Origin of the sequence: Bacillus sp. JJ864, from assembly GCF_036963045.1 — a bacterium.
GTDB lineage: Bacteria > Bacillota > Bacilli > Bacillales > Bacillaceae_G > Bacillus_A > Bacillus_A pseudomycoides_C.
Genome location: NZ_JBALLY010000029.1, coordinates 72360 through 85960 on the forward strand (window position 1 = coordinate 72360; position 13601 = coordinate 85960).

The 13601-nt window shown below is 38.9% G+C and carries 13 protein-coding genes and 2 pseudogenes; 1 reads left to right on the top strand and 14 read right to left on the bottom strand.

Annotation, left to right across the window (positions count from 1 at the left end):
- From V7024_RS05835 to V7024_RS05870, 8 genes and pseudogenes are all read right to left on the bottom strand, one after another.
- A pseudogene (locus tag V7024_RS05835) lies at positions 1–903 on the bottom strand (hypothetical protein); the annotation flags it as partial.
- Between the two features lie 150 nt (positions 904–1053).
- Complete coding sequence (locus V7024_RS05840; RefSeq protein WP_335516914.1) at positions 1054–1884, bottom strand: N-acetylmuramoyl-L-alanine amidase family protein; 831 nt, start codon at positions 1882–1884, stop codon at positions 1054–1056.
- Positions 1885–1893: 9 nt separating this feature from the next.
- Positions 1894–2253 (bottom strand): thiamine transporter, encoded by a 360-nt coding sequence (locus V7024_RS05845; RefSeq protein ID WP_335516917.1) that lies wholly within the window; start codon positions 2251–2253, stop codon positions 1894–1896.
- A 251-nt stretch (positions 2254–2504) separates the two neighbouring features.
- Complete coding sequence (gene ytpR, locus V7024_RS05850; RefSeq protein ID WP_098918482.1) at positions 2505–3119, bottom strand: YtpR family tRNA-binding protein; 615 nt, start codon at positions 3117–3119, stop codon at positions 2505–2507.
- Positions 3116–3928, bottom strand: a complete 813-nt coding sequence (locus V7024_RS05855; RefSeq protein WP_335516921.1) for a DUF1444 domain-containing protein — start codon at positions 3926–3928, stop codon at positions 3116–3118. The genes ytpR and V7024_RS05855 overlap by 4 nt, the downstream gene beginning before the upstream one ends.
- Before the next feature lie 84 nt (positions 3929–4012).
- A complete protein-coding gene (locus V7024_RS05860) occupies positions 4013–4327 on the bottom strand; it encodes a thioredoxin family protein (protein ID WP_098918480.1) in 315 nt (104 codons plus the stop codon).
- 239 nt (positions 4328–4566) lie between these two features.
- Positions 4567–5076 (bottom strand): DUF84 family protein, encoded by a 510-nt coding sequence (locus V7024_RS05865; RefSeq protein WP_335516924.1) that lies wholly within the window; start codon positions 5074–5076, stop codon positions 4567–4569.
- Between the two features lie 50 nt (positions 5077–5126).
- Complete coding sequence (locus V7024_RS05870; protein WP_090918893.1) at positions 5127–6200, bottom strand: M42 family metallopeptidase; 1074 nt, start codon at positions 6198–6200, stop codon at positions 5127–5129.
- Positions 6201–6341: 141 nt separating this feature from the next.
- On the opposite strand from V7024_RS05870, the gene V7024_RS05875 reads away from it, so the two are divergent.
- Positions 6342–6653, top strand: a complete 312-nt coding sequence (locus V7024_RS05875; protein ID WP_098918477.1) for a PepSY domain-containing protein — start codon at positions 6342–6344, stop codon at positions 6651–6653.
- A 456-nt stretch (positions 6654–7109) separates the two neighbouring features.
- Here the strand turns inward: V7024_RS05875 and V7024_RS05880 are convergent, their stop codons facing one another.
- The 6 genes and pseudogenes from V7024_RS05880 to V7024_RS05905 all read right to left on the bottom strand — a co-directional run bounded on the left by V7024_RS05880 (position 7110) and on the right by V7024_RS05905 (position 13577).
- Positions 7110–8261 carry a thiolase family protein gene (locus tag V7024_RS05880; RefSeq protein WP_335516933.1) on the bottom strand — a complete coding sequence of 384 codons (1152 nt, stop codon included), beginning with the start codon at positions 8259–8261 and terminating at the stop codon, positions 7110–7112.
- Positions 8258–9130 (bottom strand): 3-hydroxyacyl-CoA dehydrogenase family protein, encoded by an 873-nt coding sequence (locus V7024_RS05885; protein WP_335516936.1) that lies wholly within the window; start codon positions 9128–9130, stop codon positions 8258–8260. The genes V7024_RS05880 and V7024_RS05885 overlap by 4 nt, the downstream gene beginning before the upstream one ends.
- An 18-nt stretch (positions 9131–9148) precedes the next feature.
- A complete protein-coding gene (locus V7024_RS05890; protein ID WP_335516941.1) occupies positions 9149–10294 on the bottom strand; it encodes an acyl-CoA dehydrogenase family protein in 1146 nt (381 codons plus the stop codon).
- On the bottom strand, positions 10291–11853 hold the full coding sequence (locus tag V7024_RS05895) for a fatty acid--CoA ligase (protein WP_335516944.1): 1563 nt from the start codon (positions 11851–11853) through the stop codon (positions 10291–10293). The genes V7024_RS05890 and V7024_RS05895 overlap by 4 nt, the downstream gene beginning before the upstream one ends.
- Before the next feature lie 207 nt (positions 11854–12060).
- Positions 12061–12625, bottom strand: a pseudogene (locus tag V7024_RS05900) (DUF6434 domain-containing protein).
- Between the two features lie 79 nt (positions 12626–12704).
- Positions 12705–13577, bottom strand: coding sequence for a DMT family transporter (locus V7024_RS05905; protein WP_335516946.1), 873 nt, complete (start codon positions 13575–13577; stop codon positions 12705–12707).
- Positions 13578–13601 lie beyond the last annotated feature (24 nt).

Genomic DNA, 13601 nt, shown 5'->3' on the forward strand with positions numbered 1-13601 from the left:
TGACTCTTCCAGCTCCGCAGATTCCTCTGCTTTCTCTGTCACTTCTTCCCTCATTTCAATTGCCTCTTCAATAACAGATTCTTCTACTCTGTCAATCTCTTCAGTCATTGCAAAGCTTGTCTCTACAACAGTAGGTTCTTGTACTTCACTTTCAAATGTATGAATTTGTTGAGTAAAATATTTATTTCGTATGATAACATCTTCAGACATATCCAACTGTTCTTCCTCATGGTTCTGTAACGCCGCTTCATTTTTCTCTAAATCCACAATCGATTTGCTACCTTCTGTTTGCTCTGCACTCGCTTTGGCAATTGTAGGTTCAGCTCCTTGTTCTGTTAATTCATCCTGTGACGAATCAGAACTTATATAGCCATTCTTTTCTAACCACGCATCAACAACTGATTTTCCTTCCATTGATATTTCAATATCTTCTCGTTGGGGCTTACTTTCTTCATTTTCCTTTTTTCTTGATTCGGGACGATTGTATCCAAAAATAGGTGAAACTATTTCTGATGGGCGGAACGGTCTTCGATTAGTTTCAACTTTAGAAGTAGGTTTTATCTTCTCAGTACTTGGTTCCATATATGTCATTTCTTGCACTTCTTCTACTCGTCTTGATTGGCGCCGTTCTCTAATCGGCCTTTCTTGTATAGCGGGCTTTTCTAGACGAGATGATTCCTGCATACTCTCGTCAAATCCATTATCAGGAATTAACGGGAAACGGAAATTACTACCCGAATTTGGTTTGGACGCTTGCAACTCATCTTCTCGTTTATCAGAGTAGTATTTTACACGAGGAATCTGAGAAGTAACCTTTTTCTCTTCAGGTGTTTCTATTGCTTTTAAAGCTGTCGCTTCATTTTCTTCCTCTTTTTTAAAAAGCTTTTTCATCCAATCTAACATGCTTACCACTCTTTCTACTAAATAGTAACACCCTTTATTGTATCAGCATTCAGCAAAAAGTGCAGATGAAATTGCTTTCATTTCATTTACAGAAAAATAAAAATATTATTAAATAAAAACAGCTCCATCTAAGATGGAGCTAAGAAAAAATCACCCTTTACTAACCCGATAACTCTCAACACTATCTGCCACACTTTGCAGTAAAGAACGTAAATAATTCACATCTGATAGTTTTCTGTCTTCTTCTGGATTTGACATAAACCCTAGTTCCAATAAAACCCCTGGTACCTCAGCCCAGTTAAACCCAGACAAATCATCACGAAATTTAATCCCGTTTACTTGTACGTTATCGTTTTCCTTTACTTTATTCACAATGAACTCAGAAGCGGTTAAACTATCTTGATAAATGTTTTTTGTAAAATCATTCTCTTTTGACGGCGTTAACACCGCAAAACCCTTTTCTGCTGCACTTTCCGAACCATCTGCATGAATTCGTAAAAATAAATTCGCATGATGCTCATTAGCAATTGCCGCTCGTTCTTTATTACTCATATTCACATCATGTGTCGTTCTTGTCATAACCACTTCAATGCCTTTTGCTTCTAACATCTCTTTTAATAGAACAGCTGCTTCTAAATTTAGTTCATACTCCCGCTTTTTCGTTACAACTCCTGTTGTTCCATCTGTTACTTTATATTTTTGTTTCGTTGCCCCTGGGCCAATTGGCTCTAATTCCAAATTCGCTTGTCGTTGGTGACCTGGATCAATACATACAATAAACTTTGGTTTTTCTTGAACAGGTGCTTGTGCTGGCTCTTCTTTCACTTGCTCCGCTTTCGGTTCATTGGTTTGTACAGGACTTTCGACATGAGGAGGTTTCTTTTCCTCTTGTTTAGGTGTTGTTTTTACAGTTTCCTTCGTGCATCCTATCATACAAAGTGCGGCTATCATCATTATAGAAATATTTTTTATGTACTTCATATTATCTCCCTATCTATAAACAGAATTTCTTATGTACTCCATGATTTCATCTACATGATTCGCAATACAATCAGGATTCCAGGTGCTCATCCCCCGCTCTGCAGTATACACATGTAAATTTTGTATATCTACAAAAACAGGATTACCAAGGTCCGTATCATATCCAATCACAAACCAGCTTTCTTGCCAATTTCCTTCTCTTTCTCCTATTAATGAATTTCCTTTCTTATCATACCGATAACCAACTTGCCCACCTTCAAATTCTTGTTTATGAAATAGGTAAATTTCTAACGATTGCAATTCAATGTCATGAATACGAGAAGTTTGAATGAGTTGAAACAGTTCGTAAACTTTTGGATGATGCATCATGTAATATACCTCTTTTCATATTTTTCTAGATTTTACCTAATATGATTTAGAAATACAATTCTTTTCATGGAGAAAACAGAACATGTGGGTATCGCGGTCGTGACCAGAGTGTCAAACCTTGTCGAAGGATCTTTATAACATGTCGAATCGCCGATATATTATAAAAAGCGGTCGATATATCGGTGTACACAAAAAAAAGAGCTGACTACAAAGGTACCTACGCCCCTTTTATAGTCAGCTCTTCTTTTTATTTAGAATTTAAACTCTTGTCCAACTTCATAGCTGTCTTCAAGTACAAGAATTCCTTTTTCTTGCGGAGCATCTGGAAGCTCTAATTCACGTGCTGAGCAAATCATACCGGAAGATGGAATGCCGCGAAGTTCTGCTGGTTTAATTAACATACCGCTTGGCATTACTGCACCGATTTTCGCAACTACTACTTTTTGGCCTGCGTCAACGTTTGGTGCACCGCATACGATTTGTAATGTTTCTGTACCAACTTCTACTTTACATACATTTAATTTATCTGCATTTGGATGCTTTTCTTTTTCTGCTACGTAACCAACAACAAATTTCGGTGAAAGGTCCGCTTCTACTGTTTCTGTAAAATCGTTCTTCGCTAAAATTTCATTGATTTTTTCAACAAGCTCTTTCGTTAATGTAAGGTTGCCTGTTTCTGTTACTTCCATATAAGAAGAAGCATTAAAAATGTTGAATCCTGCTGTTACGTTGCTTTCGCGATCGAAAACGCGCGCTACATCTCCTTTTCGTTCAAATGTGCGGTTTTCTAATGTAATATCTTGCAGGGCCACAATTAATGTATCCCCAATACCTTCAAGGTTATAAAAAACGTTCACTTTGTTCATCCTTTCTCTTTTTCACTTCGTTCTTTCCGATTTTTCGCCAAAATAAAGATCGGTTCAAAATTACCATCTTCATATACGAATGAAAGTGATGTAATTGGAACATGACCTTCTGCAAAAAACTTCATTGTCATTTGTGCAATAATATCATAACCGATTTTGTCCACGATATCAGCAACAATTAATACATCTTGGTGCGGAACCGCAACAACCATGTCACCAGAAATTTGTTTCCGCATCTCTCGTAATAATGAATCGTTTAAAATCCGGCTCGCGTCATACCCGTCATTTGTATTTAAGAAATAAAATGTATTTCCAGCGACTTCATCTCTTTTAAATTCCGTGCGTAAAGAGCGCACGTTGAATAATGCCATTTCACGTACTTGTTCTTCTGTCATTCCAACTTGCTTTAGCAAACGCTGATCAATAAGGCGGTATGTTTTATCTGAATCTAACGCATAGTAAATACGTGTTTCTGCTGTATGTTCCGTCATGACAAACGGATTTCCTTCTTCCGCTTCTTTCGGAAAAGAAGTTGAGCGGATAACAGGCAAAATCTTCGCCGTACTCGTTACTTCTTTATGCATCGCAACGAGTGCTTCTTCTACGTAATAGACAACTTCTTCAATTGCCTTTTCTTTCTTTACCTCCCACTTCGCTACAATACCTGGAAGAGAAACCGTAATTCCTTTTTTCGTATTTGTTTGCTCAATGCGAAGTGTTTCCTTTTCGCTATCGTACTGAAAGCTCCACTCTGCTCGTGCAAGGAGCTCCATCAGCTCGTCTTTCATCTTTTTACTCGTCATTTTCATTTCGTTGACCTCCCTTCCGAAAAAAACAACCTCTACATATGAAGATAGAGGTTGTTTTTCACATTCTCATTAGCTGGAAATAGCTTATTTTAAACCTTCAATGAACTCTTCAATTTGTTCTTGCGTTTTACGATCTTTGTTTACGTAACGTCCAATTTCTTCTCCCTTATTGTAAGCGACAAAGCTTGGAATACCAAATACGTCTAATTTGATGCATAGATCGATATATTCATCGCGGTCTACATAATAGAAAGAGAACTCGCTATATTTTTCTTCTACTTCTGGCATAAATGGATCGATAAAGCGGCAATCCGGGCACCAATCTGCTGAGAATAAAAAGATCACTTTCTCTTCATTTTTCAATTCTTGAAATTGTTCCATACTTTCTAATGCTTTCATCTATAATTCCTCCCTAAAAAGAAGTATGTATTTACTAATTTAATCTTACTTTATATAAGTTGCTGCCACGCAGAGTAAAACATGCCCGCAACTTGCTTCCTATCTTTGTTTTAACCCTTGCATGTGGCAGAAAATGGCCCTGACCGCTTCTATGCATGGCCAGATGCTCTCGTCCACCTAAAAAAGAGGGTTTTTAATTTGTATTTATATACTACCATACATGTGGTACGGTGCAAGGTTTATGCTTTGCTTCTGTCATACATATATTGTCCAACCAATAGCTTCACAACATGCACAAACAAATCCGTCCGATCTACATAATTGTTTGTAAAAATACCGATTGCTCCTTCATTGCTGCGAATGTCACGTTGCTTCGTATAGTCTTCCATCACTTCGCTTAATTCTTTTCCTTCTTCAAGAGGCTGAATAAACTCATCTGGCAGTTTCATACGTGCTCCGCCTGCAGTAAATAGTTTGCCTTCTTTCGTCGCTAAAGCACCCCAGTTACACATAAACAAGCCATGGTTTGTATGCATCACGCCGCCTTCTAAACCAATTCCAATATCCGCTTTTCCTTCTGCTAATGCTAATTTTGCCCGGTTACTTGCACCTTGCAGCGTTTCTTCATCAGAAAATGGTTGCGCAGATACATGAGACGGGACAGACAATGAAACAATTTCTGCTTCTGTAAGCACTTGCTGAACAGCATTTACTTTCACTTTGTTTTTTGATCCAACTGCTACTTTCATATTTTCACCTCAAAATTTAAAAAGAAAAGGCCACATTTGGCCTTTCCATATTAAACATTTTCTTTAATTGTTTCAAATGTTGTTTTATCTGTTGCTTTTACTAACTGAATCAGTAATTCTTTCGCTGCTGCATAGTCATCAATATGTAAAATCGAAGCATGCGTATGAATGTAACGAGCACATACACCAATCACAGCAGATGGTACACCAGAGTTACTTGTATGTACGCGTCCTGCATCTGTACCGCCTTGTGATACGAAGTATTGATACGGAATGTTATGTGTTTCCGCTGTATCTAAAATAAATTCACGAATGCCGCGGTGCGTTACCATAGAACGATCATACAAGCGAAGTACAGCACCTTTTCCAATTTGACCAAACTGTGTTTTATCTCCTGATGCATCGTTCGCTGGGCCTGCATCTAACGCGTAGAAAATATCAGGCTGAATCATATTCGCAGCTGTTTGTGCACCGCGAAGGCCAACTTCTTCTTGTACTGTTGCACCGGAATATAGTGTGTTTGGCAGTTTTTCATCTTTTAACTCTTTCAATAACTCAATCGCAAGGCCGCAGCCATAACGGTTATCCCAAGCTTTTGCCATAATTTTCTTTGGATTTGCCATCGGTGTAAACGGACAAATTGGCACAATTTGCTGACCAGGTTTCACACCAATTTCATGTGCTTCCTCACGGCTATCTGCACCGATATCAATTAACATGTTTTTTATATCCATTGGTCTGTTACGTTGTTCATCACTTAATAAGTGCGGAGGAACAGACCCTACTACACCGATAATCGGACCATTGTCTGTCATAATTTGTACACGCTGTGCTAGTAATACTTGACTCCACCAGCCACCTAATGTTTGAAAACGAACCATTCCATTTTTCGTAATTTGTGTTACCATAAAGCCGACTTCGTCCATATGACCAGCTACAAGAACGCGCGGACCATTTTCGTCACCCTTTTTTAAACCGAAGATACTCCCTAAACGATCTTGTACAATTTCGTCTGAGTATTTACTTAGTTCTTGCTTCATAAAACGACGCACATCATGCTCAAATCCTGAAGCACCTTGCAGTTCTGTTAACGTACGAAATAGTTCCATTGTCTCTTTATTCATCGCGGTACCCTTCCTTCAATCCAGTTATAGAATCACTCTTTTCATTGTAACGAAATTTTCGAAATCTTTCTAGTTTCTTCTTTTTTTATGTAATTTGATTTATACTTATGGGGAAAACTTTAACAGGATAGAGGTGAATGTATGAACTGGAAAAGCTTACTAGCGGGTGTTGGTTTAGGTTTTGCAGCTGGATATGTTGTTGCAAATAAAGTACAAGAACAATCCCACATTTCTTCTGAAAAAGCATTAAAAATGGTAAAACAAGCATTAAGTCATAAAGGTGAACTTACAGGTTCTTGGGTACATATGGTTCCTGAGACGTTTGAAAAATATGATGTTACTTACGATGTATACCGCGGTGGTATTACTACGTTATTACACGACGTACAAGAACGATTTGAATTTTTAGTAGATGCAAAAACAGGTACAATTTTAGAAGTAAAAGTTGCTTAGTATATAAATCCAAATTAAAAAACCGACATACAGTGAAACTTCCATCAGTGGAGAGTTTTTTTCATCTCCCACTGATGGTTAGTTGAACCAATCGGGCTTTTACGGGCAGTTATCCCCACCTATCTTCCTCGTTTCTCTCTGAATCTTGAGGTGGGGGTCTTACTGCCCACGAATAGCGGGATAAAACCTTTCTTTTTAGACGGACGAGAGCATCTGGCCATGCATAGAAGCGGTCAGGGCCTTTTTCTGCCACATGCGAAGTTCAAGCAAAAGGAGAAAGCGAATGCAGACTCCTTTTGTTTCTACATAGCAGCAATCTATCTGGCAAAAAATCAAAATGGATTTATATAGAAAGGGTGCAGATTCATTTCTGCACCCTTTTACTTATAACATCAATGTATCAGCGGAAAGTATTTATATATTGGCGAGTTTACAATATACGACATAAATCTACGGTTATATTCTTTCAATAATTGTCGCCGTTGACATCCCGTGTCCGATACAAATCGTAAGTAAGCCGTATTTTCCGTTTCTTCTTTCTAATTCATGAAGCAGTGATGTCATCAATTTCACGCCTGTTGCTCCTAGCGAGTGTCCTAATGCGATGGCACCGCCGTTCACATTTACTTTATGTAAATCTGCTTCTAATTCTTTTTGCCAAGTAAGAACAACGGAAGCAAATGCCTCATTAATTTCGACTACGTCCATATCATGAATTGTTAAGTTTGCTTTTTGCAGTACTTTTTTCGTTGCTGGAATGACGCCGTCCAGCATCGTTGTTGGGTCTGAGCCAACAACAACTTGATTGACAATCCGCGCTCGTGCTTTAAGCCCTAATTCTTTCGCTTTTTCACTATCCATTAATAGAATTGCTGCTGCTCCGTCACTAATTTGACTAGCATTTCCTGCTGTAATGGATCCGTTCTCCTTAAAAACCGTCTTTAAATTCGATAACGCTTCAAGAGAAGTATCCGTACGCGGTCCTTCATCATTTGTAACAAGTATTGCATTTCCTTCTTTATCGATCCCATTTACTGGGACAATTTCACGCTTAAAGTATCCTGCTTCTATTGCCTGTAGTGCTCGCTGATGACTTTCATAAGCATAGCTATCTAGCTGCTCTCTCGTAATTCCATATTTCTCAGCAATTAGTTCTGCCGACACACCTTGATGGACAATATCATATTTTTCATGAAGACTACTTGGAATTGTATTTGCATTACCATCGCTTAAAATAGGTACTTTCGTCATATGCTCAACACCAGCAGCAATGGTAATATCCATATCACCAGATTTAATTTCTTGCGCTGCAAAATGGATCGCTTGTTGCCCTGAGCCGCAAAGACGGTTAATCGTTACGGCAGGAACTGTAATCGGAAAATTTGCTTCTAAAGCAGCAAGTCTACCAATATTAAAGCCTTGCTCAGCAATTTGCGTCACACACCCCATGACAATATCCTCTACCATTCCTTTTTCGATATTGGCACGCTTCGTCACTTCATCCAATGCAACTGCTGCAAGTTGCACAGGATGGAGTTCACGAAATGCACCATTTCTTTTTCCTACTGCCGTACGTACCGCTTCAACAATTACAACTTCTCTACTCATATTCTCTCGCCTACTTTCCCTTTTTCATAATCATAGAATCCTTTTCCCGTTTTTCGCCCAAGATGCCCTGCCTCTACCAATTTCACAAGTGTTTGCGGAGCACGGAACCTGTCACCAAACGCTTCGCTTAATCCTTGACTCGCAAATAGCATTGTATCTAACCCAACATAATCCGCTAACTCAAACGGCCCCATCGGATAGTTCAAACCAAGTTTAATCGCTTTATCAATTTCTTCTTTACTTCCTACGCCTTCCTCGTACATACGCATACACTCTAACAAATGCACCGCAATCGCTCTTGAAGTAACAAATCCTTGCATATCTTTCACAACGACGGTTTCTTTTCCAATCTCTTCTGCTAACTCTTTAACTACTTGTATTGTATGTTCTGCTGTATCAACTCCTCTCACAATTTCAATGAGTTTCATAACCGGTGCTGGGTTAAACCAATGCATTCCTAACACTTTCTCCGAGCGATTTGTCGCACTTGCAATCGCTGTTACACTTAATTCAGACGTATTTGTTGCAAGAATGGTAGACGAAGAAGCATAGCGATCTAGCTGTTTAAAAATCTCTTTTTTCAACTGTAAATTCTCAGGAGCAGCTTCAATAATGAGCTCGACATCTTTACATGCTTCCTCTAGCGTTATAGTAGACACGATATTCGCAAGAACTTGCTCTTTATCTTCTTCGCTCATCCGCCCAGCTTTCACGAAACGTGTTAAGCTTACTGAGATTCCCTTGTATGCTTTTTGTATACTTTCTTCTGATACATCATACATTTTCACGCACTTTCCGCCCATCGCTAATGCCTGAACAATACCACTTCCCATAATCCCAGCACCAATCACCGCAATATTTTGAATCATCATTTTCCTCCCCTTTCATTACAACCCCATACTTTTCGCAATAATATTTTTCATAATTTCATTTGTCCCTGCATAAATGGCGCTTACTGGAATGTCTCTGTATCTCCTTGCAATCTCGTATTCTTCCATATACCCATACCCGCCGTGCAGTTGCATACACTCCGCCGCTACTTTCTTCGCAATGTCTGTGATCCACCACTTTGCCATTGATACTTTCGTTACAATGTTTTCACCTTGCATATGCGATGCAATACATTCATTCACAAACGTGCGGCCAATTTCAATTTCTGTATACATTTCGGCAAACCTGAATTGCACCGTTTGAAAATCACTAATACTTTTCCCAAATGCTTTTCGCTCTTTTACGTAGTCCTTCGTTAAGCGCAGCATCACTTCCGCGGCTGTTATAGCCGCAATTGCAACAATGAGGCGTTCTTGCTGCAATTTATCCATTAAATAATAGAAACCTTTGCCTTCTTCCCCTAGCAAATTAGAGGCAGGAACTTTCACGTCTTCAAAAATAAGTTCCGCTGTATCTTGACTATGCAATCCAACCTTTTCTAGTTTTCTTCCTCTCTTGAATCCTTCCATTCCTCTTTCCAATACGAGTAAACTCATTCCTTTATGAGCCGGCTTTATAGTTGTATCTGTTTTACAAACAACAACAACTAAATCTGCATGAATCCCATTTGTAATGAATGTTTTTTCACCGTTCACAACATAATGATCGCCTTCTTTTCGTGCCGCCATACGAATACTAGCTAAATCAGAACCAGCTCCCGGTTCTGTCATCGCAATAGCGGTAATATATTCACCGCTCACACATTTTGGAAGCCAGCGTTTCTTTTGTTCTTCTGTTCCATATGCTGTCAAATAAGGAACGACAATATCATTATGTAGACCGATTCCCACTAAACTCGAACCTACCTTTTCTAGTTCTTCATTTATGACAACTGAGTACCCGAAATCAACTTCAGCTCCGCCATACTTTTCTTCTACCATTGGACAAAGAAAACCGTTTTCCCCCATCTTTCTCCAGAGAGACCGCGGAATAATCCCATCCTTCTCCCATTGGTTATAGTGCGGATACGCTTCCTTTTCTAAAAATTTACGGAAAGCATCACGGAAAATGTGATGCTCTCCCTCCAAATAAGGATGTTTCATCGTATTTTTTTCACCTCTGCCCCTTGATTACGTAAAATAAACTTTTGAATTTTCCCGCTCGCATTTCTCGGCAGCTGCTCTGTAAATACATACCGGCGCGGACGTTTATAATCAGCGAGTTTATCGCTTTGTTTACAATATTCATCTAATATTTCTTCTGTAAGCGACCCGTCCTTCGAAACAACATATGCAACGACGCGTTGTCCCCACAGGTCATCCTTCTCCCCCAACACCGCAACATCTAACACACCTTCATGCGTGTACAAAAAGTCCTCTACCTCGCGCGGATAAATATTCTCTCCGCCGCTCACGACCATATCATCCACGCGATCGGCTACGTATAAATACCCATCTCTATCGACATAACCTAAATCTCCTGAATGATACCAGCCTTTATATAACGCCTTTTCCGTCGCTTCTTGCTTGTTATGATACCCTGCCATCACACATGGACCTCTCATAATAATTTCTCCAATTTCATATGGAGGTAACACATCATCCGGCTCAGACGGTCCATCATCGTTCGGGCGAACAACGCGAATTTCATGATTATACCCAGCCTTTCCTGCCGAACCAATTTTCGAAAGTTGCTCATGCTCCCGTAAAAATGCAACGGCTGGTCCCATCTCCGTCATTCCGTAAGCTTGTATTAACGAAACATTCAACTTTTCATCGCAAGCTTTTATAAGTGCAGGGGCCATCGAAGCCGCTCCGTATAAACCGTATTGAAGCGATGATAAATCATACTGCGCTAAATCTTCCTGCAGCAGCATATTCCACATTGTCGGTGCAGCAAACATAACTGTCACTTTTTCATTTTGAATTGTCTCCAAGACAAGCTTTGCATCAAAATGATGAAGAAGGATATTTGTCGCACCGCTATGTACTCTTGGGATAAAACAACAATGAAGTTCCGCACAATGAAACATCGGCGCTGTCACAAGGCCGCGGCTATTTTCCGTGTAATGTAAATAAGCAACGCCCATTAAGCTTTGCTCAAGAATTTCCCGGTGGCGATGAAGCACACCTTTTGGGCTTCCTGTCGTTCCACTCGTATACATAATGGAACAAATGTCATCTTCATTCACTTCTACTTTTTCGAAATGCGGCGTAGCACTAGCTACTTTTTCTTCATAAGAAACTGAAAATGATGGCCCATTTTGATTAATGTCCCAAAACTGAATATGAGGAAATTGTGTATGAATGCTTTGTACTTGAGAGGATATTTGCTGTTCAAAAAGGACGATTTTAGGAGAAGCATCTTCTAATATATAGGTAAGTTCTTGTGGTTTTAATCGAAAGTTGATGGGATTAAATATAGCTCCTATTTTGGCACAAGCAAAACACGTCGTCGCCAGCGCACTACCATTAAAAAGAAATGTCGAAACGCAGTCACCTTTTCGGATTCCGCTTTGTTGAAACGCATGAGCGAGTTTATTTACCTGCTCATTCCACTCGGCATACGTCCAGCGAATCTGTTTTTCAGGCTCAACAATCGCTTCCTTATTCGGGTAATTTCCAGTCGTTAATTCCAGTAGTTTCCCAATGGTCATATACACGATATCTTTCCCCTCCTATTCATTAAAACGCTTTCATTTTTTCGCTATCTTCCTATTAAAAACAAAATAGCTTGGGAATTATTATAACAATTTTCAAAATACTTTACAGGTGAATCTTTCGACAAATAGAGACAACGACGATTCACTTTGATAGTAAAAAAACTAAACAAATAGCATTTGACTTATTCATCAAATGCTTCGTTTCACTTAGGAGTGATTAGAGATATATTTGTTACTTCCAGTAATTCCCTTAATGTTATTCCAGGACTCAATCGCTTCTTTACGAGTTTTCCCTTTATTGTTTGGGTCAGCGAAAAAGTCACGAGTAAATTGATTGTATTCAAATTGAGGAGCAATGTCTTTCTTATATGCTGGGTCTTTCTTACACTCTTCTTCTTCATACCAAGCAGCTACAACATCGCGATACGTTTTTCCTACATTATTTTTAAAGTAGTTTTGGATATAGAAACTTAGGACTAATGACCGTCTTAAAAAAAGCTCTTACGTCTTGACTACAACGATGATTTTCCGTAATAACTGTATCAAGACTTAAGTTCGCTTGTGTCTGGGACTGCGTCTTACTTTTTGGCTTTCTTAATGCTTTTTTGATCTCCCCGGTATGAATAAACGTTTCAATTCTATCTGTAATCTCTATTTTAGAACCCGATGCACTTATTCCATGTTCCCTGCAAAATGATTGCAGTTCTTCTTTTAACCAGTAAAAATTTTTGAAATCTTGAATTGAAATATCCCTTGTAAGATTAGGTCTCACTAATCACACCTCCACATATACCCTTTATTATAGAACGTACGTTCTCAAGATGCAATTAACCGTTAAAAAAGAGCTTGTTTTAAGCTTCTGCTAATTGTCGTTCTTTTTTCGGAGAATAACTCATTCCCGCAAACACGAGAAAAATGCCGAGAAGCTGATACATATCAGGACGGTAATGCAAAATCGTAACATCTAATAAGATTGCGACAACCGGATCAACAAAGACTAGAATCGCAATTGTTTGAGCCTTTAAATCTCGTAAGCTACTGAAAAATAAATAAAACACAAATCCTGTATGAATAAACCCTGTAACAAGAATATATCCCCAATTTTCAACTGTAAGATGCATAAACTTTGACCAATCTACAAATGGAATCAACATGACAACACCGAGGGTCGTTTGTATGAAAGTTGCTAATAGCGGGCTCAGTGTTTGAATTCCCTTTCCTGTAATGGAAGTAAGAGCATAGAAAAGTGCTGCGGCAAACGCCCATAGAACACCTGTGGATAAAAATTCAGCTACACTTGTATGTTGATGAATGCCTCCAACTAACAATGTACCTACAAAGCACATAAAGAAAAAAAATAAACCTGTTCCTGTTATTTTTTCTTTAAAGATAACAGAGCCTACAAGAAGAACAATAACAGGTGCTAAATGATAAATCGATATTGCTACAGTAATAGGCATCACTTCAATAGAGCGAAAGAAAAAGATCCAGTTTATAATAAGAAACAGACCACATAGCAAGGTAAGTGCATATTCCCGGCGCGGAATAAAATTTTCCTGTTTTGTTGTGAATGTGCGAAAAAACCATATTCCCCCTAACAGAACACTTGCACAAAGACATCGTACAAAGACCAATTCAATCGATGGAAGACCCGTTTTAATTGAAAATAGGCCGATGGAACCAAATAGAGCCATAGAGGTGGCAAATTTTAATTTCGCATACATGTAACTCCCTCCTAAAGTAATCAT